Below are 25,886 nucleotides of genomic sequence, written 5' to 3' on the forward strand. Positions count from 1 at the left end.
GGTTAAGGTCCCTGGTAGACGACCAGGTAGATAGGCTGGATGTGGAAGTATGGCAACATATGGAGCTGACCAGTACTAATCGACCGAGGTCTTGATCCAAATATATACACTGTGCTGTTTTGAATGGTCGCAAGCGACCATGAAGGACAATTGATAAATGCAATCATAATTAAATAGTATTAGCTAGTCTCGCGACGATGGCGGAAGGGCTACACCTGTTCCCATACCGAACACAGAAGTAAAGTCTTCCAGCGCCGAAAGTACTTGGTGGGTAACTGCCTGGGAGGATAGGACGTTGCGAGACTTTTTTGCGCGAAATAACGAGCCATGCGGCGAAAAATATAAAAATAGAGATCAAAGAACAAGTTTACTTGCTCTTTGATCTCTATTTTTATATTTTTTAGGAAGGAGCCATCTGGCGACTGACGCGACTGAGGCGTAGCGCAGCGGAGACGAAGTGTTGCATGAGCGAGTACAACAAACCCTGATTTGCGAGAACATTGATTCAAGTTCACTTAAAAATCAATGTTCGTGTATCTGTTTTTTTATAGGGCGAAGCCCGCGACTGAGGCGTAGCGAAGCGGAGACGAAGTGCACGGCTTTATTTTTCAACCCACGTCTAGTTACGAGCCATCTGGCGACAGACGCGACTGAGGCGCAGCGTAGCGGAGACGAAGTGCCGCATGAATAGTGAGTACAACGGTGATGATTTAAAGGGCTGTCACAATCTCATTGGAGTTTTTGCGACAGCCCTTAATAATTTAAAGATTAATTGAAATAATTTGATACGACAGGGGTTCAATAACAACAGGATTCAAGGGAATAGGTTTGTCAGTTAGAAGATTGATTCCTTCACATTCAGAAAAAATCGGATGTTGAAAAAGGTGAACGGCTTTGAGGCTTCGATTAAAAAGACATAAACAGCAGGTGTCTTCATTGCGTCTTTCAAAAACAAAAAGGTCATCGCTGGATTCATAGGGTTTCCATGATCCATCCTGAAAAACGCTATTATTTGCCCGAATTTCAGTAATTTTTTTGTACCATCCAATTAATTCTTCATCCTCTTTACCCCAGGGATAAGTGCCCCGATTGTAGGGATCTTCGAAGCCCTGAACACCGGCTTCGTCGCCATAGTAAATACAAGGAACGCCTGGAAATGTCATTTGAAGTAGACTTAATAATTTAAGACGTTTTTGCGCTAAATGGTATTGATCATTATTTAGACGATAACGCTCATGGTTTGAATGTTCATCAGCTTCTCCCAAAACAGTGAGAACACGGCATCGATCATGAGAACCAATAAGATTCATGTTCCCCATAAATTGTTCGCGGGGATAATTTTCATAAAGAGACATCATCGTTAGGGTTGCGATTCGAGCACTTATAGTTCCCATAACAAAAGAAATAAAGGTTTCACGAAATGGATAATTCATAACGGCATCCAGTTCAAAACCTGAAAAATAAGTTCTTAATTGATTATAAGCGACTTTTCGGGAAGCATCCTCCCAAACTTCTCCAATCAGAACACTTTCTGAATTTTCTTCCAACATGGCTGTTTTCAGACCTTCAATAAAAGAGTCTGGAAGTTCGTCAGCTACATCGAGACGCCAGCCAGAGACGCCGGCACGCATCCAGTGACGAATGACGCTATTGTGATTTTTGAAAATAAATGACTGGAAGTCCTGATTTAGTTCATTAATATTAGGCATGGCATCAATCCCCCACCAACAGGCGTAATCGTTGGGGTAATGAGAAAATGAATACCAATCATAATACGGTGATTCGGGCGATTGGTAAGCGCCAAGTCCAGGATAATGACCATAGCGGTTGAAGTAAATACTGTCATCTCCGGTATGATTGAAAACACCATCCAATATTATATAAATATCTCGTTTTTCACATTCTTCCATAAGTGTTTCAAAGTTATCCATATTTCCCAGTATGGGCTCAATGCTCATATAATCGCCAGTATCATAACGATGATTACTTTTTGATTTGAAAATGGGGTTAAGATATATTATTGAAACATTGAGACTTTTCAGATAATCTAGTTTTTCGGTAATCCCAGACAAAGTTCCTCCGAAAAAATCCCAGTATTCAATATGACCAGTGGTATCTTTATAATAATGGGGGGGATCACTCCATTGAGGATGGAGAATTGTCTTTGCTGGAAAGTGATCAAGATTAAAATCAGAGCCGCGGTTAAAGCGATCCGGGAATATTTGATACATAATTCCCTGTTTATACCATTTCGGGGTGGTTCGTTTTGATTCATAGATGGTAATCTGGTAGGAAGGGGGAATATCTTTATAGATTTGTCCATCGCCCCCAATTCGGTTTCCTTTTGTTCCGTAGGTGAAGGTGTCACTGCCTGTTTCAAATTTAAAATCATACCATAAAATACCGGTGGAATCCGGTATTTTAAACGTTACTTCCCACATATTTAAAGAAGTTGAAGGACTCATGGAATAGAAAATTTCATTTTCATTAAATAATGTCCGTAACTGAACGCTGCTGAGATTTTGACCATAAATCCTCAGGGTAATCAAACTTCCCATCGGGAGGGCACCAAATGGATCGCGGCATTTCAGATCCCAGGAATTATGTATAAAGTTCATCATGTTATACTTCCTTTAAAATTTTGTAATAAGACAGGTAAATCTGTGCCGATTTTTTCCAATCAAAATGAGAGTTAAAAGCATTATTAACAATGAGATTAAAAGTTTCAGGTTCATTGTGATAAATAGCAATTGATTTTTGAATGGTGAAAAGCATATCGTGAGCATTATAAGTTGCAAAACTAAAACCATTGCCTTCTTTAGTTATAGAATTGAAATAAGTTACGGTGTCTTTAAGACCACCGGTTTCTCTGACAATGGGGACAGCACCATAACGCATGGCAATCATTTGAGATAAACCGCAGGGTTCGAATTTTGAGGGCATTAAAAAGAAATCGCTGGCAGCATATATTTTTCGGGAAAGCGGTTCATCAAAGTCAATGATGGTAATCATTTTATCGGGGTAGTTATATGCGATGCTTCTTAATAAATTTTCGTAGTTTGGTTCCCCGGTGCCTAAAATAACAAGCTGCAAATCAAGCTGCAGAATTTCATGAATAACGTTGGCTACCAGATCTAGTCCTTTTTGTTCAACCAGACGGGTAATCATTGAAACCATTGGGACATCTTCGCGTATTGGGAGATCCAGGTATTCCTGCAAGGCTTTTTTATTTTCGCTTTTTTTCTTTTTGGGGTTAGCATAAGGGATAAATAATGCAGGATCCGTTTTTGGGTCATAAAGGGCTTCATCAATGCCATTGAGGATGCCCACAACATGATCGCCGACATGTTGAATTACCCGCTCAAGACCTTCTCCATAGAAAGGATCTTTAATTTCCTGAGCATAAGTCGGACTCACGGTGGTAATTAGATCAGCAGAGTATAGAGCCCCTTTCAGGAGGTTTATTTTTCCATAATATTCCAAATCCGAAGGCAAAAAACCAAGATGAAGATATCCACAGATATCGTTGAAACCATAAATACCCTGATATTTTAAGTTATGTATGGTAAAGACACTTTTTGTATTTGGAAAAGTAGTTCGATATTGATGTTTAAGCAGATATGGGATTGCGGCCGTCTGCCAGTCATTGCAATGGATGATGTCCGGATCAAAATTGAGTGATGGAATCGAATCCAGTACAGCCCGGCAAAAATAGAGAAAGCGTTCACCATCGTCAAAGTAATTATAAAGACAAGGACGTTTAAAAAAAGACTCGTTATCAATAAAATAAAAAGTAATCCCTTCATATTCGCACGATAAAATACCGCAATAGTATAAAGTATTATTCATTCGAATATGAAAATGATCAAGTGACTTGATGTTCCTTTTTAATTCTTCCGGAATGGTACTGTAAAAGGGAAGAATAACCCGGACATCAACATCTTCAGCAAAAGATTTTGGAAGGGCGCCAATGACGTCACCCAGTCCGCCACTTTTAGCAAAGGGATAAGCTTCTGAAGCCACAAATAAGACATTCAACATTTTATATCACCGTACCTTTCTTGATAATAATGGGATCGTGAGGTTTACCAATCAGGGTGGTATAATCACTAATTTTTGTATCTTTGTCCATAACAACATAATCCAGGGTAACATGGTTGCCGATTTTGCATTTTTGCATGATAATACTGTTCTTTATTTGTGAATCGGAACCCATAATGATATCCCTAAAAATAATACTATGAAAGATGGTGCCATCAATATTGCAACCACTTCCAACAATGGAGTGGGAGACGCTGGAAGAGTCGCGATAAATGCTGGGGTGATTATCCTTGATTTTGGTGTGAATAGAAGCTTTTTCAAGGAAGAGCTCTCGCATGATGTCGTATTCAAGTAAATCCATACTGGCCTTCATGTAGTTTTCCAAGGTCTTAATCCGTTTCAAATAACCGGTGTGTTCAGCACTGAACACCCGGAGAGTATCAAGATTTATCGCGATCATATCCATTAAATCCCAATCACCGGTGCATTCACAAAGATCCAAAAATTGGATTAAGATCGATTTTTTTATAATCAGCATTTCTGTAAAGAAGTAGTTAGTTTGCTGTTCTTTTTTATAATAAATTGAGGAGACCCGTTTATTATAAAGATCCAAATAGATATCATCATCATGCAGATGATAGGTTGAATCATCCTTTTTATAAATCAGAGTGACATCACTGTTGTTTTGTGAATGAATTTCATAGGCATTTCTATAATCAAAGGAGGTGATATGGTTAGGGGGAGAAATGATCACATGTTCGCCAGAAGCAGTTTCTAAAAAATCTCGATTGTTTTGTAGATCTTTAAGATTGACTTTCATTTTATGCCCTAGTCGACCGCTATTGGCACCGGCAAGAATGGAGAGATCTTGTGTTTTTCGACTGAGTGACCATTCCTTTCCAGTTCCAAGGTGATCAACCAGCGAATTGTATTTGTTACTGCCGATGACGCCGATATGGGATAAACCGGAATTAACCATATTGGAAAGGGTGAAGTCAATGAGTCGATAACGTCCCCCAAAAGGTAGAGTGCTTAAACTGCGATGTTGAAGAAACTCTTTTAGAGAAGGATCTTCGCAGTCAATATTTAGAATAAGACCTATTGCATTTTTCATTGTAAGTCGCTCCTTTCAGGAATTAATAACGTGAATTTGAGGAACTGATTCTAATTCATCAGCAATTAACCGGACATCGCCCTTGATTCTCGCTCGGCCTCCCAGGATACAGTTTTCCAGAATTGCGCCATCTTCAATAATAGCACCAGTGTGAACAATAACATTTTTTAGGATATTATGCCGATGAATACGGACATCATGGGAAAGTATCGAGTGTTCAACTTGACCACAGACAATACAACCATCACAAATTAGACTATTGCTTATTTTAGCTTCAGGACCGATGAATTGTGGATGACGACTGATATTATTTGAAAAAATCCGAAAATTGCGGTCGGTTAGATCAAATTCACAGTATGGATCTAAAAGATCCATATTGGCATCAAAATAGCTTTGAATCGTACCAACGTCTCGCCAATAGCCAGAATAAGGATAGGCATAGATACGTTTGTTGCTTTCATAGAGCATGGGAATAACATCATTACCAAAATCATGCTCGGATTCACGATTCCCGGCATCTTCCTGAAGGGCTTTTTTTAGTATTTCCCAGGAAAAAACATAAATTCCCATGGATGCTTTGTTGCTTTTGGGTATTGCAGGTTTTTCCTGAAAGGCCTGAATACGTTCTTCTTCATCGGTGTTAACGATTCCAAAACGATGGGCATCTTCCCAAGGCACATCCATGACAGCAATACTGAGGTCAGCTTGCTTCGCTTTATGGAAGCAGAGCATTTTGGAGTAATCCATTTTATAAATATGATCGCCAGATAGGACAAGGACAAATTCAGGATTGAAGTTGTCGATGAAATCAATATTTTGATAAATGGCATCGGCCGTTCCCGAATACCATTTTCCTCCTTTTTGTCCCATATAGGGCGGGAGGATATGGGCACCACCCTGAATTTGATCTAACGCCCAGGCAGAACCATCACCGATATAGTTGTTTAAAATATAGGGGCGATATTGGGTGAGAACACCGACTACGTCGATATCGGAATTCATGCAGTTACTGAGAGGAAAATCGATGATGCGATATTTTCCTCCAAATAAAACGGCGGGTTTGGCGTTGTTAATGGTCAGGTCGCCTAAACGACTTCCCTGTCCACCGGCCAGAAGCATTGCAACACATTCAGTATTCATTTTTCCTCCTTACTTTATTTTCCAAATTTCACGTTGATAATCTGCAATTGAACGATCACTTGAGAACATTCCAGACTGGGCAATGTTGCTGATGGACATTTTCGTCCAAGTTTTATTGTTACGGAAAAGCTGATCAATTCGATTCTGAGCGTCAGTATAAGCATTAAAATCTTTAAGCACAAAATAGGGATCATTGTACAATAAAAGCGAATCATAGATCGATTGGAAGTTTAGTCCGAAACCCAGCGTGCCATCCACTAACTGATGCATCACTTCTTGGATCCGCGGGTCTTGTTCGAAGATATCAACGGAGTGATAACCGCCGTATTTTTGGTAGTGGGATACTTCATCAGAAGTGAGCCCAAAAGTGACAATATTAGTCGGTCCAACAGCCTCTGAAATCTCAATATTGGCGCCGTCCATGGTACCCAAAGTAATGGCGCCATTCATCATGAATTTCATGTTGCTGGTTCCAGAAGCTTCTTTTCCGGCAGTTGAAATTTGCTCCGAAACATTAGCAGAGGGATAAATGATTTCGGCTAATGAAACATTGAAATTGGCAAGAAAAACTACCTTCAGTTTATCCTGAACGGCTTTGTCATTATTGACCATATAGGCGATCGCATTGATGAGTTTGATAATATCTTTGGCAAAATAATAGCCGGGTGCCGCCTTTCCAGCAAAAATAAAGGATCGTGGCGCCATTTCCAAGTTTGGATTTTCTTTAAGTCGGTTGTATAAGTACAGGACATGAAGAGCATTTAATAGTTGTCGTTTATATTCATGGATACGCTTAACCTGGATATCAAAAATTGAAGTTGGATCAACGCTGATGCCAATATGCTTAGTAATATAGTCGGCCAGGTAAACCTTGTTTGCAAGTTTAATAGCATTGAATTTCTCATAGAAAACAGGATCATTGATGTAATTTGAAAGTTTCTTTAGTTGGAAGAGATTTTTTTCCCACTCGGTGCCGATGGACTCATTTAAAAGATTTTTAAGTTTGGGGTTGCTATGCATGAGAAATCGGCGAGGACTTACGCCGTTGGTGACTGAGTGGAAACGTTCGGGAAAAACTTGATAAAAACCATTAAATGTTTCTTCCCGAAGTATCTTGCTATGAAGTGAAGCAACACCATTGACAGAATGGCTGGTTACAATAGACAAACTTGCCATATGAACCTGGCCATCTTTAATGATGGATAAGGAATGATTGCGCTCCATATTATTTGGGTAGCAGGCATCAAGCTCTTCAATAAACCGACGATTAATTTCTTCGACAATCATATAAATCCGCGGTAGCAGTTTATTCATCATATCGATTGGCCATTTTTCCAAAGCTTCAGGAAGGACGGTATGGTTGGTAAAGCTAAGGGCGGATAATGTCATTTTCCAGGCATCATTCCAACTAAGACCTTCCTCATCCATAAGGATACGCATGAGTTCAGGACCACACATCGCAGGATGGGTATCATTAATATGGATGCAAATTTTTTCGCCAAAACCATCCACAGAGTTACTATTGTTTCTTTTATAATGTGAGACGATGCGCTTTAATCCGGCACATACAAAAAAATATTCTTGCTTTAAACGAAGCAGCTTTCCGTCAAAACCACTGTCATTGGGATAAAGAATTTGGCTGATTGCTTCGGCCTCGGATTTTTGGCGAACGGCATATAAAAACTGACCCTGATTAAAGGTTGGCAGATCAAAACCATCAATCGGTTCGGCACTCCAAAGACGCAGGGAATTAACCGTTTCATTATGGTAGCCTTTGATTGGAATATCATAGGGGACAGCCATGATCGGTTCATAATCTTCATGGATAAAGGTTAAGTTGCCGTTAATATTTTCAGAATGGATCGAACCATAATATTTTACAATAACGGACTTGTCCGGTTTTCTGATTTCAAAGGGATAGCCGTTTTTTAACCAGTTATCGGCGACTTCAACCTGTTCACCATTAATAATGCGTTGTTCAAAGAGTCCATATTTGTAGCGAATACCATTGCCGTGGGCAGGCATCCCCATGGCGGCGGAGGAATCTAAATAGCAAGCCATCAGTCGGCCTAAACCACCGTTGCCTAAACCGGGGTCTGATTCTTGTTCCTGTATAGCGGCATAATCTAAGCCCAGTTCGGCAAGGCTTTCAGTGACCACATCTTCCATATCGATATTATTAATGTAGGATTTTAGCAGTCGTCCGATGAGAAATTCAATGGAAAAAAAGTAGACTTGTTTGGTTTGGTGTTTGTTATACAGGGTATTTGTTCTGGCCCATTGGGTGGTAACCTTGTCCATGACTAGTTCAGCTAAAGCTTGATATTGTTTAAGAACGGAAGATTCTTTTAAACAATTCCCGGAAACCTCTTCGATTTTATTGATATAGTCTGCTTTAAAAGCTTCTTTTCTTTTTTGTTTTTCTGAAGAATTCATGTTTTTTCCTTTCAAGACTAAAAGTAATTGAGATTGCAGACAAGGTTAAAGAAATAGAATCAATATTTTTATTAACTTGAGGCTTGTCAACACTCTAATCGTATTAGTTCTTATTTTTTAGTTTGGATTTGGTATCAGAGTCGCTGTTTTTTTTTGAATATTGTCGGGGTACAATTCCTTTTAAGACAACAAATGATGAGGGCGGAATGTTAATGGATACTGAATTGCTTTCTTCGTGAAGTGGGATGGCCTGGCTTTTCATCGTTTTTTTCATTTTAAAACCGGTGCCTCCGTAGACAAGTTCATCAGAATTAAAGGCTAAACGATAGTTTCCTTTGCCGGGAACACCAACCCGGTAATCGATATAGCTTAAGGGGCAAAAGTTCATAATGACAATAAGGTCATCGTTTTCATCTGCGCTCATGCGTTTGAAAATAAGAATACTCTGATCGCGATTATCTGGTTCCAGCCATTTAAAACCATCCCAACTATGGTCGCAGGTCCAGAGCGCCTTTTCTTTTAAGTAAAATTTATTGAGATCTTTAATATAAGTTTGAATTTGACGGTGCTTCTCATATTCGAGCAGGAACCATTCCAGGGATTCATCTACCCGCCATTCCAAAAAAGGCGCAAATTCATTGCCCATGAAGGAAAGTTTTTTTCCCGGATGCGTCATCATATAACCGAATAAAAGGCGAAATTGATCAAATTTCATATTATAATCCCCAAACATTTTGTCAAGAATGGTTCTTTTACTGTGAACCACCTCGTCATGTGAAAGCGGAAGGACAAAATTTTCGTTAAAGGCATAGGCCATGGAAAAAGTTAACAGGTCATGAAATTGATTCCTAAAATAGGGATCGGTTTTCATATAATTCAGAGTATCATGCATCCAGCCCATATCCCATTTTAAGTTAAAACCGAGACCGCCTTTATCCACCGGCCAGGTAACCAGAGGATAGGAGGTGGAGTCTTCAGCGGACATCAGGGCAAATGGAAAATCCCTGAAAATAATGGTGTTCAACTCCCGTAAAAAGGACAGGGCTTCAAGACGATCGGTGCCGCCCTGAGCATTGTGGTAGGGTTCGCCCTCCAGTCCATGATTCAATTCAATCATGCTGGCGACACCATCAATGCGAAGGCCATCAGCATGGAACAGATCAAACCAAAAATAGGCATTGGAAACAAGAAAATCGAGAACTTCGGATTTTCCATAATCAAATTCCATGGTGCCCCACTGAGGATGTTCGGAAAATTCATATTGCTCGGTACCGTCAAACCGATAGAGCCCATGCGCATCTTTGCAGAAGTGTCCGGGAACCCAATCAAGAATAACCCCAATGCCGGATTGGTGACAGGTGTCAATAAAATGCATCAAGCCCTGGGGATCACCATAACGACTGGTGGCGGCATAATATCCGGTCAGCTGATAGCCCCAGGAGCCATCAAAAGGGTGCTCCATAATGGGCATAAGTTCAATGTGGGTATAATTCATTTCCAGCAGATAAGGTACTAATTGTTCAGCAAGTTCATGATAGGTGAGGTAGTCACCATTTTTATTTCGCTTCCAGCTGCCAAGATGAGCTTCATAAATATTAATTGGCATTTCAAGCCAATTAACAGAACGTCGCTTTTTTTGCCAGCCTTCATCTTGCCAGGAATAGTTTGAGATGTCCCAAATGATTGAAGCTGTTTTGGGTTTAACTTCACTATAAAAAGCGTAAGGATCTGCTTTATATGCAATTTCTCCGTTATGTTGTTTGACCGCGTATTTGTAAAGCATACCTGATGTCAATCCCGGTATAAAAAGCTCCCAAATTCCGTGAGAACCCTCAATTAAAGTCATTGCATTTTGATGAATCTCCCAATTGTTGAAATCACCGACAACAGAGACACCCTGAGCATTAGGTGCCCAGGTTCGAAAGATAACACCATCTTCATTAAGGTGTGAACCAAAATAATGATAACTAAGAAAACGTCTGTTTGGGGTTGGATCAGTATTGACATATTTTTCATTCATAATGCAGAGTCCTTTCAATAAACATAATTAGTGAAGGCATAAAATTTAATATCGCTATTGTCAATATTTTATCACAATCCTAAGATAATGATAGTGCATTTTTTTAAACAAAGTAAATTCTTCTTAACAATTAAGCACAAAGTGTAACAGTTGGACGGTTTTGTTACATTACACTGCTTTGCTTTTGTACAATGACCAGTATAAATTAATTTTTCCACCGAGATTAAGTATTACACAGATGAAATACAGCCCAACCAATAGCGCAAAAAGTCCCCCGAGATTTCCATATAAGGCACTGTATTTGGTCGAGTTGTTGACAAACCAGGTGAATACTCTAAAAGCAATATTAAGGCCGGCTGTTGCAAATAAAGCACCAGGCAAGCCTTCTAAAAATTTTAGCGGTTGGGCCGGCGCGGCCATATAAATCATATTGAAAATAAGCGCCGAAGCCAACCAGGAAAAAACAACCGCAAAGAGACGGATAGAAGGTGAATAAAACGCTATGGCGCCAAGGTTTTCAAAAATAATGGCGCCAATGTCGGCACTAAAAATGTAGGCGATGACGATGAGAATGACTGCTAAAGTAAACAGGATGGTAAATAAAAAAGATAATGACCATATGCGACCGAGGCTACGGGTTTCTTTCTGACCATAGGTTTGATTAATCCCATTCATAATAGCTCGGGCAGCCAGGGAGGAAAAGAAAAATGAGATCACAATAAGACTGTAATCAGAATTGGAAAATTGACTGGTCATGGAATTTAACAGATTGGTAACATAAGTATAGGAAAGGCTCGGTAAAAAAACCTTTAAAATTTCATACAGATATGATTCAAAAGGCTTGATAATTTTTCCGACAAAAGAAATGAGAAAAAGAAGCAAAGGGAAAAAGGCCATCAAAAGATAAAAAGACATTTGCGAACAAATTCCTGCGAAATCGGTATTTTCAAAATCTTTTTTAATATAGAAAACAAGTTTAACAATGCTTAAATTTTGCAAGCGTTCAATCATTCTGTCCCTTCCTTTCTCGGGTAGCTAATATTTTGACTGAAAAAAGATTAACAACGCCGCCCAGAGTAAGCGTAAAGCAAATAATATAGATAACGAAAAACAGTGAAAAGGGTCCTTGCAGGTTAATCGAAAAGGTTGCATAATCTAAAATTGAATTTGCGAAAAGGGCATAAATAAAAAGAATTGAAAACCAACAAATACTCACAAATAAGCCGCCGGGAAAGGCTTCCAGAAAGGTAAGATGATTTTTTGGAGCGAACATATAAATTAAAGTAAAAATAAATGTGGTGACGATGATGAGATATATACAACTAAAAATGGCAATAAATAGGGTAAAAATTCCCGAGAGATCGAATACGGTAAAAATAAAATGAAATAATTTTTCACCAAAAATATAGAAAAAAAGTGTAAAAACAATAATTGAAAGAAACAAGAACAGATAAAGAACCGATTGAATCCAAAGGGCAATGAGGCCACGGGTCTCCTCCTGTTCAAAAATACGATTTAAAGATTGAATCAGAGAATGCATGGCAGAGACAGACGCATAAAATATAAAGAAGCCAATAAACAGATTGGTTCCAAAAGAAAAGGAAATAGTATTAGCATTTTCCATTGATAAATAAATATAATCCATGATAGATGTTGGCAATAGCTCAGAAAGCACTGACACCAGAGTGGTGTTGATTTCAATGGAAAACCAGTTAATAAGATTGTAAAGAAGCATGATGAAAGGAATGAAAGCCAAAAGTGCGCGATAAGACATTTGCGCAGAAAGATTGACAATATTATTCTTTTTCCCTTGGGTTATCAGAAAGCGGCTGAAGCATTTCAAAAAGGTCATAGCACCTACCAAATCCATTCAAAATCGATTGTGTTCATTGAGGTTTAGTATATCATAGTTTATTTGATAAATGAAGAGAAACACAGAAAGCAAAAATATGGAAATATAGCCAAAAAAATGGTATAATTATTCGAAAAGAATTTAAGGTTAGTAGGATCACATAAAAACATGCTTTTTTAAAGGAAGGAAATAGTAAATTAAATGGGAAAAACGTTAACAGAAAAAATTATTGCCGCACACCTTGTCGTTGGAGAGATGATAAAAGGTGAAGAAATCGGTATTCGTATCGATCAAACCTTAACCCAGGATTCAACTGGAACCATGGCCTATTTACAGTTTGAAGCAATGGAGGTGCCACGGGTAAAAACAAAAAAATCCTTGGCTTACATTGATCACAACATGCTTCAGGAAGGACCTGAAAACATGGATGATCACCGTTATATTCAAAGCGTTGCTAAAAAACACGGCATTTATTTCTCCCGACCGGGCAATGGAATATGCCACCAGGTTGAGATTGAACGATTTGGAGTTCCCGGGGATACCCTGTTGGGATCAGACAGTCATACTCCAACAGGCGGCGGCATTGGGATGCTGGCTATTGGTGCCGGCGGCCTTGATGTAGCGGTTGCCATGGCAGGTGACCCTTATTATATCACCATGCCAAAAGTAGTGAAGGTTGAATTGACCGGAAAACTTCGATCAGGTGTTTCTTCGAAAGATGTGATTTTGGAAGTCCTGCGGCAATGTACGGTAAAAGGCGGTGTCAATAAAGTATTTGAATACACCGGCGAAGGGGTAAAAACATTAACCGTTCCGGAACGTGCCACCATCACCAATATGGGTGCAGAACTGGGCGCCACAACTTCGGTATTTCCGTCTGATGAGATGACCAAGACGTTTTTAGAAGCCCAGGGCCGGGGTGCAGACTTCAAACCATTAGCCGCCGATGCCGATGCTGTTTTTGATGAAGCGGTAAAGGTCGACATGGATAATTTAGAACCATTGACGGCCTGTCCCCACAGCCCGGATAAAGTCGTTAAAATTTCAGAAATTGAAGGAATGGTCATTGACCAGGTTGCAATCGGCAGCTGCACCAACTCTTCATGGCTGGATCTGATGAAAGTTGCGGAAATTCTTCGGGGAAAAACCATTGCTGAAAATGTATCCTTAGTCATTGCACCGGGATCAAAGCAGGTATTGACCATGCTGGCGCAAAATGGAGCATTGGCAGATTTCCTTAATGCCGGAGCACGCGTTTTGGAATGCGGCTGCGGACCCTGTATCGGAATGGGCCAGGCACCATCAACCAACGCGGTTTCATTGAGAACCTTTAATCGAAACTTTTTTGGCCGATCAGGAACCCCCTCAGCAGATGTTTATTTATTGAGTCCTGAAGCAGCAGCAATTTCGGCGATTGCAGGGGTCTTGACCAATCCACTTGGAAAGGTGAAACTGCCGGAAATTTCCATGCCGGATAACTTTTTAATCAATGACACCATGGTAATGGAACCGGCTCCGGAAGGCACTCAAATTGAAGTTGTCAAAGGACCAAACATTAAACCTTTCCCAGCGACAAAACCGTTGAAAGACATAGTGGCAGGAAAGGCGTTAATCGTTGTGGAAGACAATATCACAACGGACCATATTATGCCGTCCAATGCAAAATTGCTGCCGTATCGTTCCAATATTCCCTATCTGTCAAACTATTGCCTGGCCCCCTGTGATCCAGAATTCCCACAGCGGGCACTTGACAACGGCGGCGGATTTATTGTCGGAGGATCAAATTACGGACAAGGATCCAGTCGCGAGCATGCCGCATTAGCACCGGTATTTCTGGGCATTAAAGGGGTTGCGGTTAAATCTTTTGCGCGTATTCATAAGAACAACCTGATTAATAATGGGATCTTACCGCTCGTGTTTGAAAATGAAGCGGATTATGATACCATTTCGTTAGGGGATGAGTTAGTCATTGAAAATGCCCTGGAGGCAGTAAAAGCCGGTAAGGCAAAGCTGGTAAATAAAACAAAAGGATTAACTTATATTATGGATTTGGAAGTGTCTCAGCGACAAAAAGAAATGCTTCTGGCCGGAGGATTGATTAATCTGATTAAATCAAAGAAATAGAAAAAAATTAACCGCTAATTCATGGAGCATTTTCCACGAATTGGCGGTTTTTTAGATATTGCCTGCTTATTTACGACGAGCGCGTTGATAAACCTTAAGCGGTTTGTTGGCATGATTGATAGGTTATTGTCCGGACTTTTTTCAGACTACGGACAAACGTTGACGTAATTATCAGGAAGTTCATCAAAAAACATAATTCCCAGACAATGAGGTCCAATGTGGACGGTGAGGGCGGCACCCGCCCCTTGGGGAATCATAAAATTCTTCGTTCCCAGTTCCTTTTCAAGGTGCCTTTTCGCTTTTTCCTGGAGATCCAAAGCCGTGCTTTGAATAAAGCCGATAATCTGTTCTTTGTTTTTTTTCGTTTTTTCTTCAACTGTTGCCAGCAGTTTCCGCAGCGCTTTTTTCTGTCCGCGTATTTTTTCATAGACGAGTATTTCGCCATCATTAAAATAGAGGATTGGGACAATTTTCAACATATCCCCAAGCATGGCGGCATTACGGCTGATTCGACCGCCTTGAGCCAACCATTTAATATCGCCAACCATAAAAAAGATTTGCGCATGCTGAGAAAGAAAAGTCATGGTTTCAACAATTTCTGCATAGGAACGGTTAAGCTTATTTAGTTTAAGACCCTGGTATAAAATTAGGGCGGTACCGGTGGTAGCCGAAAGCGAATCGATAATGGTTATTTTGCGATGAGGGTATTTCGCCTGCAAATCTTTGGCTAACAGCTGGGCGGTCTGATAAGTGCCGGAAAGTTTTGAGGAAAAGGCCAAATAAATAACATCGTCATCATTTTTAAGATGCTTCTCAATCGTATCAATGATGGCGAGAGGTTGTATTTGAGCAGTTTTGGGAAATGAATTTTTATTGTTATTTACAAAATCTACGATCATTTCAGGGGTTATATCGATTCCATCAAAATAGGTTTTATCATCAAGCGTTATTGGAATCGGTAGGATATCAAATTCATAACGACTTAAGATATTGCTGTTGGTATCACACATGGAATCCACAATAAATTTTATTGCCATTGGGGTGCTCCTTTTCATTTGCTGGAGGATATTTTATCATGAACGATACCGTTTGACAAACCGCACTTAAGAATTGATAAATTTAAGCAACCGCTTATTTATGTGACCGTCCAGATGTGCTAAAGAGCCTGTTTTAAACCCGACCATAGAGAAAATTTGTGATTATTTCGAAAAAATGTTAAACTATTATTTTAGTGTAGACAAATCTAAATGTTGGAAACTATTATTTTTTTAATCAAGAATGGAGAATTTTGTGGAATATATAATCAATCAATTAGCAAAAGATTTTTCAATAAGGCCTCAACAAGTCGCAGATACCATTAATTTAATTGATGGCGGCAATACCATTCCGTTTATTGCCAGATATCGAAAAGAAGTAACTGGTGATTTAAGCGACGCTCTTTTAAGAGATTTGGACGTTCACCTGACTTATCTGAGAAAATTGGAAAAACGAAAAGAAGAGGTTTGTAACAGCATTGAAGAGCAGGGGAAACTTACCCCGGAGCTTAGCGCCGCTATTATAAAAGTTAAAACGCTACAGGAAGTTGAGGACCTTTATCTACCTTACAAGCAAAAGAAAAAGACCAGAGCTTCGGTGGCCAGAGAAAAGGGCTTGGAACCGTTTGCTATTCAAATTTTAGAGCAAAAACTGACCGAATCGGAATTAGCCGAAGCGGCGAATAAGTACATTGACGAAGAAAAAGAAATCAATTCCATTGATGAAGTTTTCCAGTATGCCATGGATATCATCGCGGAAATCATATCGGACAATGGAACATACCGCGGGGTCATCCGTAAAAGAACCTATGAAAAAGGACAGATCCGTTCCACCGTGGTCAAAGGTAAAGAAGAAGAAAATTCTGAACTTGAAATGTATTTCGATCATACCGAAGCGATTAAAACAATCAAGGATCATCGAATATTGGCCATCAATCGCGGAGAAAAGAAAAAAGCACTTTCGGTAAAAATATTGGCACCGGTGGAAGAAATTGAGGAATATCTTAAAAAGGAACTGGTCCAGGATCAGCCATCAGAGTATTTGCTAAAAACGATCATTGACAGCTATTCTCGCCTGATTGCGCCAGCGATTGAACGCGAAATAAGAACGGCTTTGAAGGAACGGGCCGAAGAAGGCGCCATTAAGATGTTTGCTCTCAATCTGAAAAAACTTTTGCTGCAGCCGCCATTTAAAGATAAGGTAACCATGGGCTTCGATCCCGCCTTTCGAACCGGATGTAAAATTGCGGTTTTGGATAAGGCCGGCAAAGTTTTAGATTATGCGACCATCTATCCCACCTTTGGAAAAGGCCAGATAGAAAAGGCTGAAAGGGAATTCTTAGGACTGATTGAACGTCATCAGGTTGATATTATTGCGATTGGAAATGGGACGGCTTCTCGAGAATCGGAACAGTTTGTTGCCGAAGCTATTAAGAAAACAAGTGTTCCGGTTCAATATATCGTTGTTAATGAAGCGGGTGCATCCGTTTATTCAGCATCGGAACTGGGGACCGAAGAGTATCCGGATATTAATGTTTCCATTCGCGGGGCAATTTCCATTGGCGGACGACTTCAGGATCCATTATCTGAACTTGTGAAAATTGATCCCAAACATATTGGGGTGGGACAATATCAGCACGATGTTAATCAAAAAGAGTTGGAACGTGTTTTGGAAGCCACGGTGGAAGATGCGGTAAACAATGTTGGGGTTAACGTTAACCGGGCCTCGGTTTCGTTATTAAGGTATGTAGCAGGAGTGAACAAAACCATTGCCAAAAATATTTTAGACTATCGTGATACCGTTGGTTCATTAAAAAACAGAAAAGAATTGCTTAAGATTAAAGGACTGGGAGCAAAAGCTTTTGAGCAGTGCGCCGGATTCCTGCGCATTGATGATGGCGACAATGTTTTAGATAATACCGGGGTTCATCCGGAAACGTACAAAAGTGTAGAAAAAATGTTAAAACTAAAGGGCCTTCAAAAAGAACAATTGGGAAAAAAAGACCAAGAGTTGTTTAAGGATATGAACTATTCAGAAATGGCCAACCAGTTAGAAATCGGGGTGCCAACCTTGCGTGACATTGTGAAAGAATTGCAAAAGCCGGGGCGAGATCCCCGGGAGAATGCGCCAAAGCCTCATTTAAGATCTGATGTATTATCGATGGAAGATTTGGAAGTCGATATGGAGTTGATCGGTACGATACGTAATGTTATTGATTTTGGCGCATTCGTAGATATCGGAGTACATCAAGATGGCCTGGTTCATATTTCTCAAATTACCGATCGGTACATACACCACCCGACAGAAGTTCTTTCTCTCGGAGATGTGGTTACCGTTAAAGTGCTCGCGGTTGACTTGAAACGAAAACGGATCAGTTTAACCATGATTATTTAAAATAAATATTGACATAATGATAAAATTTTTATAAAATGAAAAGCTTATTCATTTTTTGTGTGTTATAATAAGTACATGAATCAACGATAGGAGTGTTTAAAATGTATAAAGTCGGTGATAAAATTGTTTATCCAATGCACGGAGCAGGTGTCATTGAAGCGATTGAAGAACGTGAGATATTTGAAGAAACGAAACCTTATTATATCATGCAGATCGTGTCCGAAGGTTTGCAGATTCTTGTGCCTGTGGATAAAGTTGATGAAATTGGGGTTAGAAATATCGTTACTCAGCCCATAATTGACGATATGATAGAGACTTTAAAATTACCAATGGATGAGATGGAAAAAAACTGGAACCGACGGTATCGCGAACATCTTGAGAGATTAAAAACTGGAGACATTTTTGAAGTGGCAAAGGTGGTAAAAAATCTGATCCTGTTAGATCGCCAAAAAGGTCTTTCAACCGGAGAAAAGAAAATGTTGAATAGTGCCAGAAATTTTATTGTTAGTGAAATGGTTTTAATCCAAAATCGGGATAAAGATGAAATATTAGAATTAATTAATAGTTCAGTAAACAGCGAGGCGTGATTTCACGCCTTTTGTTATGTTTAATAGTGTAATTTTAAGAATTAGATGTTATAATTCTAGATAAACATAATGAAAGGAGGTGAATATAATGATACAAAAGATACTTAGAGTATCCTTTTCTATTATTGGAATGCTTGTCGGTATGGCATTGGCGAGTGTGATCTTTTCGAATACATGGATTCTGGAACCATTCAATTTGAGCTTGAGTACGGAATTTGAAGTATTCGTTTATGTGGCTCTCATTATTGTATTTGGACTTATTTTTTTCATCCTATTTCCGCTAATGCTCAAAGGCGTTAAAAAGCTGGCAAAAATTGCTGAAGCAAGCATGGAAAATGTTCGGCTCATCGATATCGGCTTTGGCCTTGGCGGCTTGATCATTGGTTTGGTTATTGCAATGTTAATCAGTTTTGCTTTTGTTCAAATTCCTTTTCCCTGGATTGGTACAATTTTAACGATTGTCAGCTATATTGTTTTGGGCTACCTTGGATTTATTCTGGCAATTAAAAAGCGAGAAGAGATTTTGCTTGCTTTTCAAAGTGTCAAACGGGAAAAAGAAGCAAATGCGCCAGTTAGTCAGAAACGCTCTCCGAAAAGAAAAGGAGCGGCAATCCCAAAATTATTAGACACCAGTGTGATTATCGATGGACGAATTTTTGATATCTGCAAGACAGGCTTTATTGAAGGACCCCTGGTTATACCAGTTTTTGTGCTTAATGAGCTGCAACTCATCTCGGATTCAGCAGATGAGCTTAAAAGAAATCGTGGCAGACGAGGTTTGGATATTTTAAATAAAATTCAAACAGATTTGGAAATAGAAGTTCAAATTACGGAAGAAGATTTTGAAGATACCCATGAAGTGGATGCCAAGCTAGTGAAATTAGGCAAATCCACCAAAGGGAAAATTCTAACAAATGATTATAATCTGAACAAGGTTGCCACGGTTCAAGGGGTTGACGTTCTTAATATTAACGAGTTAGCGAATGCTGTCAAACCAATTGTTTTACCGGGCGAGGAAATGAAAGTTCTGCTTGTTAAAGGGGGAAAAGAAAACGGCCAGGCAATTGCCTATCTTGATGATGGTACGATGATTGTTGTTGAAAACGGTAAAAAATATATTGGAAATTCAACGATTGTTTTAGTTACCAGTATTTTGCAAACAGCTGCTGGACGGATGATTTTTGCAAAACCCAAAAAATGATTATAGCAATTATAAAAAATACTTACAACCTCACACCAACAGTTTTCTAAAGCTGTTGGTGTTTTATTTGGGCGCAAGCAACAAGCCAATCATAAGCTCGCTAGTAGCTGCTGGCTGATCAAGAAACAAGGTGACGCGCTTTTTTAGAAAATTATTGTAATTAACAAAAGCTTTACGTATAATGAAACGAGTATAATCGAGAAAAAGAATAAGGAGTCAGGATGAATTTACCGGAAGCGTTCAAAGAAAAAATGAAAAGTCTCATGGGTGAATCCTATGAAGGCTTGCTTGATTCCTATGATCAACCGGAAAGCAAGGGGATTAGAACCAACACTCTAAAGCTGACACCGGAAGATTTAGCCAGGAAATTACCGTTTGAAACCCAGAGCGTCGCTTGGTGTCCGGATGGTTTTTATATCGACCATGAGGTTCGACCGGGGAAGAACCCTTATTATTATGCCGGGCTATATTATGTTCAGGAACCCACGGCGATGGCGGCAGTTGAAGTGCTTGCTCCAGAACCGGGTGATTGGGTGTTGGATCTGTGCGCCGCACCAGGAGGAAAATCCACTCAGATTGGAGCAAAACTTAAGGGACAGGGGATTTTAGTTTCAAATGAACTGGTCAATTCCCGGGCCGGTATTTTATCCACGAGTATTGAACGGATGGGAATGACGAATGTCATTGTAACAAATGAATTTCCTGAACGATTGGTGGATTCATTCTACCAAAGCTTTGATAAAATATTAGTGGATGCACCATGTTCCGGAGAAGGAATGTTTCGAAAGGATCCGGGTGCACTTTCGGATTGGAGTCTGGAACGCGTCTCGCGTTGCGTGGGAAAGCAGGAAAAAATATTAGAAAGTGCTCATCGGTTGTTGAAACCGGGTGGCGTCCTGGTTTATTCGACTTGTACATTTTCGCCAGAAGAAAACGAACAGATCATTGAAGCGTTTATGAATCAATACCCCTATGAATTAGAAAGCATTGAACTACCGGGGATTAAAGATCATGGCCGGGTGGCATGGACTCTGAATAACGAGAAAGCCATTGAAAAAACCCTTCGAATTATGCCGATGAATGTTAAAGGTGAAGGCCATTTTATTGCCAAACTGATTAAAACAGATGCAAGTTCAGATTCGAAAAATGTGAAACAGGGGTATTCAAAATCACGCCTGAAAAAAGCATCCCGAACAGAATTGATCGATTATGTTGATTTTGCCAAAAACTATTTAGCAGAATCGTTTTATAAAGAATTTGAGGACCGTTTGTATCTTTTGGGTGAACATCTTTACGCAATCCCAAAAGGCATTGACTTGGAAACAATTGCCAACCTTAAGTTGCTGCGAACCGGGCTTCACCTTGGAACCTTTAAAAAGAATCGCTTTGAACCAAGCTACGCTTTAGGAATGGCACTAAAATTATCAGAAGCGAAAAATGTTTGTGATCTGAAAGAAGAGTCTGAGGCTTACCAGTATTTAAAAGGGGAAGCACTTAATATAAATGCAAAAAAAGGGTGGATACTAGTCGGATATGATGGTTATTCCCTCGGTTTTGGAAAAGCGAGTGAGGGGATTATCAAGAACCACTATCCCAAGGGTCTTAGAATCCGAAAGAAGTAGGAGGATTTAAGATGCAAAATAAAGAAACTGGGACGACGATTCACAATAGTGCAGTGATTTCGGAAAAGGCCAATATTGGCAAAAATACGACGATTGGTGCAGGAGCAGTAATCGGGGAAGATGTCGTGATTGGAGAAAGCTGCAACATTGGCACCGGAGTCATTATAGAAGCAAAAAGTATGATTGAAAATGGCTGTATTTTGGAACCCGGGGTTATTTTGGGAAAAAGAGCCAGGGTGGGTGAAAATACAAAAATTGGAATGGGCGCTCGGATAACCCATGATGTGACCATTGCATCCAATTCCGTCATTAAAATAGGTGAAATCGTATTAAAAGATATGGTTTATAAAATGGTTTTTAAACGCGGCGCCTGGATTTATCGGGAAGATAGTTTAAACCATAAGAATGAAAAAGATTGAAAGGAATAGTGATGAATCAAAAAGATTTCAATAGTTTAAAGGAAGCAATTAACAAGAAAAAACCAATTTTAGTATCAGGCTGTTTATTGGGGATGAAGATTAACTATAAAGAGGAAGGCAGCCTTGTTGAGGAATTGCGTGAGCTTTTACTGCATGGAAAAGCTATTCCGGTTTGCCCAGAGGTGTTGGCGGGGATGTCGACTCCGAGAGATCCGGCTGAAATAGTGGTGGTTAATGGCGAACGAAAAGTGTATAATAATAAAAAAATTGACGTGACTGATCTTTACAATCTGGGAGCAGAGCGAACCCTGGCAGCAGCACGGACATCAGGAGCAAAAATTGCCGTTTTAAAGAGCAAAAGTCCTTCTTGTGGTTGTGGAAAAATCTACGATGGTACTTTCAGTGAAAGTTTAATCGATGGCGATGGGATTGTCACGGCTTTATTAAAAGAGAATGGTATTCGAGTCATTTCAGAAGAAGATTTTTTAGAATGTATAAAATAGGATCTTGTCGAAATCAATAGAGAAAAGTGAGGAAATAATATGGAAAACAAACTTAACATAGGCGTAGTTTTTGGAGGGCAGTCCGGAGAACATGAAGTCTCTCGTGTTTCAGCCTATAATGTATTAGAGGTTATTAATCAGGAAAAATATAATATTGTAACCATCGGGATAACCAAAAACGGAAAATGGTATTTGTATTCAGGAGATCATGAAAAAATAAAGGATGGCTCATGGGAACAGGATTCGGAGAATCTTATTGGCGATTTTTCAATTTTTTCCCATCCTGAAATTACGAAAATTGATATTTTCTTCCCAGTTCTTCACGGGCCAATGGGTGAAGATGGCACGATTCAAGGGGTTTTTGAGATGTTGAACAAACCTTACGTCGGTTGCGGGGTGTTAAGTTCAGCAGTGGGAATGGATAAGGTCTTTTCAAAAATTATGTTTGAAAGTGTCGGGATACCGACCGGAAAATACGTTTATTTTAGGAAAAAGGACTGGAAAAAAGATGCTGATGGAAGGATAGCAGAAGCAGAAAAAGTTTTGGGATACCCTATTTTCGTTAAACCTGCGAATATGGGATCAAGTGTGGGTATAACTAAAGCACATGATCGCAAAGAACTTTTATCCGCCATTGAAGAAGCCTTTAAATATGATAATAAATTGATCCTGGAAGTGTTTGTTAAAGGAAAAGAAATTGAGTGTGGGGTACTTGATGAAAATGGGGTAACACGAGCATCGATTCCGGGTGAAGTCATTCCTTCAAAAGAATTCTATGATTATGAAGCAAAATATTCAGCGGATGAAGATTCAAAGGTTGAGATCCCGGCCAACATTTCAAAGGAATTAACGGAAAAAGTAAGAGCATATGCCATCAAAGCTTTCGATGCGATTGAAGGTTCCGGCCTTTCCCGGGTAGATTTTTTCGTCACCGAAGATGAACGCATCTTGATTAATGAAGTCAATACGTTGCCGGGATTTACAAATATCAGTATGTATCCCAAAATGTGGGAAGCCACCGGAATTGGGTATACAGAACTTGTCGACCTGATTATCGCAACGGCGGATCGCAAACGTGTGACCATAACCAAATAAAAACTTAAGAATATAATTTTTCTTGATAAAAAAACCAATCAATGGTTTAATAGTGTGAGAAATTATACCTCCAGGAGGAGATCAATGACTGAACAAAGAAAAAAAGTATGGTTATCCATTTCGGGAAAGATTAAAAACGAAGAAGATAAAGAAACCTTAGAATTTCTTACCGAAGGAGACCTGTATAAAGAAAACAATCGGTCATGTGTTACCTATATAGAATCCGAAGTTTCAGGGATGGAAGGGACGACCACTACCGTATGTGTTGATGCAGAGAAGGTATCCGTCATTCGATTGGGAACTACCAATTCCATTATGGAATTTGAAACGGGAAAAAGAAACCTCACCTGGTACTCCACACCGTATGGGGATGTAACCATGGGAATTTTTACCAAGGACGTTTTTGTAAATTATAACGACGAAAAAGAACCAACCAGGGTATCAATCGACTACAATATTGAAATTGAGGGTGTTACCAATTCACAGAATGTCTTAAACATCAAAATCACCCAATAATACCAGGGACAAGAAAACCAGTAAAGGAGAAGTGCCAAGGGTACTTCTCCTTTAACGTTAAACTTGTGTTGATAGCAAGACATAAAAAAGAAGAGTGAGAGGAAAAAGCATGTATATACGTGAAAAAATCAATGAACAGATAAAAGAAATCACGGCAGGTGCTCTGAATAAATCGTTAGCTTCAGGGGCCTTTGCCATTGAAACAATGCCAAATATTTTTCTGGAAATCCCCAGAGAAAAAGGACATGGAGATTATTCAACGAACATTGCCATGCAATTGCCAAAGCAAACCAGAAAGTCACCCCGTTTTATTGCGGAAACATTGATGGCAAATATGGATACAGCAGGTTCTTATGTAGAATCGGTAGAAATAGCAGGACCGGGTTTTATTAATTTTAAGTTAAAAAAATCATGGCATTATGCAGTGCTGGAAGAAATTGCCGAAATGAAAAAAGATTACGGTCGAAGTCAGAAAAACAAAGGGAAAGCCTTTAACTTAGAATTCATTTCGGCGAATCCTACCGGTCCCATGCACATGGGAAATGCTCGCGGAGGAGCCATTGGGGATATTTTAGCAGCTGTCGCAGACTGGACTGGATATGAAGTAACCCGGGAATTTTACATAAATGATGCCGGAAACCAAATCGTCAAATTTGGAGATTCTCTGGATGCCCGTTATCGACAATTATTTGGTGAGGATATACCCTTTCCGGAAGATGGCTATCAGGGCGATGACATCACTGAACATGTGAAAAATTTCATTGCCGAAAATGGTGATGTGCATCGATCATTGGAATCTGATGAACGGAAAAAAATACTCATCGATTATGCGCTGAATAAGAACCTGACGCAAATAAAAAGTGATCTGGCAGCTTATGGCATTCATTATGATGTCTGGTTTTCAGAACAAAGTTTGTATGACAGCGGTGCCATTGAAGAGACCATTGCCCGTTTGAAAGAAGGTGGATTTACCTATGAACAAGATGGCGCCTTGTGGTTTAAGTCAACCTCTTTCGGATCAGAGAAAGACGATGTCATTATTCGGGCCAATGGATTACCCACCTATTTTATGGGCGATATCGCTTATCATGTGAATAAGTATATCACCAGAGGCTTTGATCGCTGCATTAATGTTTGGGGAGCCGATCACCATGGCCATGTTGCCCGACTAAAGGGAGCTTTGACAGCGGTTGGAATCAATGCCGATGAATTCGATGTCGTGCTGATGCAGTTGGTGAGACTGATCAGAAACGGTGAAGTGACCCGAATGTCAAAACGAAAGGGAAAAGCGATTGCGCTGACCGATTTAATTGATGAAGTAGGCGTTGATGCCACGCGATTCTTTTTTAATCTCCGTTCCCCGGACAGTCATTTTGACTTTGATCTGGATTTAGCGATGGAACAATCCAGTGATAATCCGGTATTTTATGTGCAATATGCTCATGCCCGTATTTGCAGCATCATCAGGCAGATGGCGGAAGAATTGGATAATACGGTAGCTTTGGATCCTGAGCGCTTGACCGAAAAGGAAGAGTTGAATCTTTTGGAAATTCTTTCTTTATTTTCAGATGAAATTCTGATGGCTGAAGATAAGTTGGATCCCAGCAGAATTACCCATTACGCCATTGATTTGGCTTCAGCTTTTCATAGCTTTTATAACGCCTGTCATGTGCGGGTTGAGGATAAAAGTCTGATGAAGGCAAGAGTCGCATTGATTGAAGCAACTCAGCAGGTTATTGAAAATGCGCTGAGCATTTTGGGCATTTCGGCGCCGGAAAGAATGTAAG

19 protein-coding genes and 2 rRNA genes are annotated in these 25,886 nt (G+C 39.7%); 12 read left to right on the forward strand and 9 right to left on the reverse strand.

Annotated features, from left to right (window positions below):
- Nucleotides 1-99: ribosomal RNA gene (locus tag FZC41_RS00005) — 23S ribosomal RNA — on the forward strand; the annotation flags it as partial.
- Nucleotides 100-187: 88 nt separating this feature from the next.
- Nucleotides 188-304: ribosomal RNA gene (gene rrf, locus FZC41_RS00010) — 5S ribosomal RNA — on the forward strand.
- Nucleotides 305-761: 457 nt separating this feature from the next.
- On the opposite strand, the gene FZC41_RS00015 is transcribed toward rrf, so the two are convergent.
- The 8 genes from FZC41_RS00015 to FZC41_RS00050 form a co-directional block, all read right to left on the reverse strand.
- Complete coding sequence (locus FZC41_RS00015; RefSeq protein WP_243136611.1) at nt 762-2,621, reverse strand: glycoside hydrolase family 13 protein; 1,860 nt, start codon at nt 2,619-2,621, stop codon at nt 762-764.
- Nucleotide 2,622: 1 nt separating this feature from the next.
- Nucleotides 2,623-4,041, reverse strand: a complete 1,419-nt coding sequence (gene glgA / locus FZC41_RS00020; protein ID WP_205737040.1) for a glycogen synthase GlgA — start codon at nt 4,039-4,041, stop codon at nt 2,623-2,625.
- A 1-nt stretch (nt 4,042) separates the two neighbouring features.
- A complete protein-coding gene (glgD, locus tag FZC41_RS00025; RefSeq protein WP_148565345.1) occupies nt 4,043-5,155 on the reverse strand; it encodes a glucose-1-phosphate adenylyltransferase subunit GlgD in 1,113 nt (370 codons plus the stop codon).
- A gap of 15 nt (nt 5,156-5,170) precedes the next feature.
- Nucleotides 5,171-6,295 (reverse strand): glucose-1-phosphate adenylyltransferase, encoded by a 1,125-nt coding sequence (locus tag FZC41_RS00030; RefSeq protein ID WP_148565346.1) that lies wholly within the window; start codon nt 6,293-6,295, stop codon nt 5,171-5,173.
- 9 nt (nt 6,296-6,304) lie between these two features.
- Nucleotides 6,305-8,731, reverse strand: a complete 2,427-nt coding sequence (locus tag FZC41_RS00035) for a glycogen/starch/alpha-glucan phosphorylase (RefSeq protein ID WP_148565347.1) — start codon at nt 8,729-8,731, stop codon at nt 6,305-6,307.
- 103 nt (nt 8,732-8,834) lie between these two features.
- Nucleotides 8,835-10,751 carry a 1,4-alpha-glucan branching protein GlgB gene (gene glgB, locus FZC41_RS00040; RefSeq protein ID WP_148565348.1) on the reverse strand — a complete coding sequence of 639 codons (1,917 nt, stop codon included), beginning with the start codon at nt 10,749-10,751 and terminating at the stop codon, nt 8,835-8,837.
- A 168-nt stretch (nt 10,752-10,919) separates the two neighbouring features.
- Nucleotides 10,920-11,762: a YihY/virulence factor BrkB family protein gene (locus FZC41_RS00045; RefSeq protein ID WP_148565349.1), complete on the reverse strand. Its 843-nt coding sequence runs from the start codon at nt 11,760-11,762 to the stop codon at nt 10,920-10,922.
- Entirely contained in the window at nt 11,755-12,603 is an 849-nt protein-coding gene (locus FZC41_RS00050; RefSeq protein ID WP_186855117.1) for a YihY/virulence factor BrkB family protein, read from the reverse strand. Before FZC41_RS00050 ends, FZC41_RS00045 begins: the two co-directional genes overlap by 8 nt.
- Nucleotides 12,604-12,804: 201 nt before the next feature.
- Here FZC41_RS00050 and FZC41_RS00055 point away from each other — a divergent pair, with 201 nt between their 5' ends.
- A complete protein-coding gene (locus FZC41_RS00055; RefSeq protein ID WP_148565351.1) occupies nt 12,805-14,727 on the forward strand; it encodes an aconitate hydratase in 1,923 nt (640 codons plus the stop codon).
- A 146-nt stretch (nt 14,728-14,873) separates the two neighbouring features.
- Here the strand turns inward: FZC41_RS00055 and FZC41_RS00060 are convergent, their stop codons facing one another.
- On the reverse strand, nt 14,874-15,764 hold the full coding sequence (locus FZC41_RS00060; RefSeq protein WP_148565352.1) for a DegV family protein: 891 nt from the start codon (nt 15,762-15,764) through the stop codon (nt 14,874-14,876).
- Nucleotides 15,765-16,017: 253 nt separating this feature from the next.
- Here FZC41_RS00060 and FZC41_RS00065 point away from each other — a divergent pair, with 253 nt between their 5' ends.
- The 9 genes from FZC41_RS00065 (at nt 16,018) to argS (ending at nt 25,885) form a co-directional block, all read left to right on the forward strand.
- The gene (locus FZC41_RS00065) at nt 16,018-18,156 is read left to right on the forward strand and encodes a Tex family protein (RefSeq protein WP_148565353.1); all 2,139 of its coding nucleotides are present in this window, start codon (nt 16,018-16,020) and stop codon (nt 18,154-18,156) included.
- Between the two features lie 101 nt (nt 18,157-18,257).
- Nucleotides 18,258-18,743 carry a CarD family transcriptional regulator gene (locus FZC41_RS00070; protein ID WP_148565354.1) on the forward strand — a complete coding sequence of 162 codons (486 nt, stop codon included), beginning with the start codon at nt 18,258-18,260 and terminating at the stop codon, nt 18,741-18,743.
- A gap of 88 nt (nt 18,744-18,831) precedes the next feature.
- Nucleotides 18,832-19,944: a PIN/TRAM domain-containing protein gene (locus tag FZC41_RS00075; RefSeq protein WP_148565355.1), complete on the forward strand. Its 1,113-nt coding sequence runs from the start codon at nt 18,832-18,834 to the stop codon at nt 19,942-19,944.
- Nucleotides 19,945-20,165: 221 nt separating this feature from the next.
- Nucleotides 20,166-21,566, forward strand: a complete 1,401-nt coding sequence (locus FZC41_RS00080; RefSeq protein ID WP_148565356.1) for an RsmF rRNA methyltransferase first C-terminal domain-containing protein — start codon at nt 20,166-20,168, stop codon at nt 21,564-21,566.
- A gap of 11 nt (nt 21,567-21,577) precedes the next feature.
- Complete coding sequence (locus tag FZC41_RS00085; protein ID WP_148565357.1) at nt 21,578-21,985, forward strand: DapH/DapD/GlmU-related protein; 408 nt, start codon at nt 21,578-21,580, stop codon at nt 21,983-21,985.
- A gap of 11 nt (nt 21,986-21,996) precedes the next feature.
- Nucleotides 21,997-22,488, forward strand: coding sequence for a 2-thiouracil desulfurase family protein (locus tag FZC41_RS00090; RefSeq protein ID WP_148565358.1), 492 nt, complete (start codon nt 21,997-21,999; stop codon nt 22,486-22,488).
- A 39-nt stretch (nt 22,489-22,527) separates the two neighbouring features.
- A complete protein-coding gene (locus tag FZC41_RS00095) occupies nt 22,528-23,583 on the forward strand; it encodes a D-alanine--D-alanine ligase family protein (protein WP_148565359.1) in 1,056 nt (351 codons plus the stop codon).
- Nucleotides 23,584-23,667: 84 nt separating this feature from the next.
- Entirely contained in the window at nt 23,668-24,099 is a 432-nt protein-coding gene (locus FZC41_RS00100) for a YwiB family protein (protein ID WP_148565360.1), read from the forward strand.
- 109 nt (nt 24,100-24,208) lie between these two features.
- Nucleotides 24,209-25,885, forward strand: a complete 1,677-nt coding sequence (gene argS / locus FZC41_RS00105) for an arginine--tRNA ligase (RefSeq protein ID WP_148565361.1) — start codon at nt 24,209-24,211, stop codon at nt 25,883-25,885.
- The last annotated feature ends 1 nt before the right edge of the window (nt 25,886 follow it).

Origin of the sequence: Acetobacterium paludosum, from assembly GCF_008086595.1 — a bacterium.
GTDB classification, from domain to species: Bacteria; Bacillota; Clostridia; order Eubacteriales; family Eubacteriaceae; genus Acetobacterium; species Acetobacterium paludosum.

What these genes read in the sequence shown, in the direction of transcription:
- FZC41_RS00015 (WP_243136611.1), bottom strand. Translation starts at nt 2,621, where the DNA reads ATGATGAACTTTATACATAATTCCTGGGATCTGAAATGCCGCGATCCA.
- glgA (WP_205737040.1), bottom strand. Translation starts at nt 4,041, where the DNA reads ATGTTGAATGTCTTATTTGTGGCTTCAGAAGCTTATCCCTTTGCTAAA.
- glgD (WP_148565345.1), bottom strand. Translation starts at nt 5,155, where the DNA reads ATGAAAAATGCAATAGGTCTTATTCTAAATATTGACTGCGAAGATCCT.
- FZC41_RS00030 (WP_148565346.1), bottom strand. Translation starts at nt 6,295, where the DNA reads ATGAATACTGAATGTGTTGCAATGCTTCTGGCCGGTGGACAGGGAAGT.
- FZC41_RS00035 (WP_148565347.1), bottom strand. Translation starts at nt 8,731, where the DNA reads ATGAATTCTTCAGAAAAACAAAAAAGAAAAGAAGCTTTTAAAGCAGAC.
- glgB (WP_148565348.1), bottom strand. Translation starts at nt 10,751, where the DNA reads ATGAATGAAAAATATGTCAATACTGATCCAACCCCAAACAGACGTTTT.
- FZC41_RS00045 (WP_148565349.1), bottom strand. Translation starts at nt 11,762, where the DNA reads ATGATTGAACGCTTGCAAAATTTAAGCATTGTTAAACTTGTTTTCTAT.
- FZC41_RS00050 (WP_186855117.1), bottom strand. Translation starts at nt 12,603, where the DNA reads ATGACCTTTTTGAAATGCTTCAGCCGCTTTCTGATAACCCAAGGGAAA.
- FZC41_RS00055 (WP_148565351.1), top strand. Translation starts at nt 12,805, where the DNA reads ATGGGAAAAACGTTAACAGAAAAAATTATTGCCGCACACCTTGTCGTT.
- FZC41_RS00060 (WP_148565352.1), bottom strand. Translation starts at nt 15,764, where the DNA reads ATGGCAATAAAATTTATTGTGGATTCCATGTGTGATACCAACAGCAAT.
- FZC41_RS00070 (WP_148565354.1), top strand. Translation starts at nt 18,258, where the DNA reads ATGTATAAAGTCGGTGATAAAATTGTTTATCCAATGCACGGAGCAGGT.
- FZC41_RS00075 (WP_148565355.1), top strand. Translation starts at nt 18,832, where the DNA reads ATGATACAAAAGATACTTAGAGTATCCTTTTCTATTATTGGAATGCTT.
- FZC41_RS00080 (WP_148565356.1), top strand. Translation starts at nt 20,166, where the DNA reads ATGAATTTACCGGAAGCGTTCAAAGAAAAAATGAAAAGTCTCATGGGT.
- FZC41_RS00085 (WP_148565357.1), top strand. Translation starts at nt 21,578, where the DNA reads ATGCAAAATAAAGAAACTGGGACGACGATTCACAATAGTGCAGTGATT.
- FZC41_RS00090 (WP_148565358.1), top strand. Translation starts at nt 21,997, where the DNA reads ATGAATCAAAAAGATTTCAATAGTTTAAAGGAAGCAATTAACAAGAAA.
- FZC41_RS00095 (WP_148565359.1), top strand. Translation starts at nt 22,528, where the DNA reads ATGGAAAACAAACTTAACATAGGCGTAGTTTTTGGAGGGCAGTCCGGA.
- FZC41_RS00100 (WP_148565360.1), top strand. Translation starts at nt 23,668, where the DNA reads ATGACTGAACAAAGAAAAAAAGTATGGTTATCCATTTCGGGAAAGATT.
- argS (WP_148565361.1), top strand. Translation starts at nt 24,209, where the DNA reads ATGTATATACGTGAAAAAATCAATGAACAGATAAAAGAAATCACGGCA.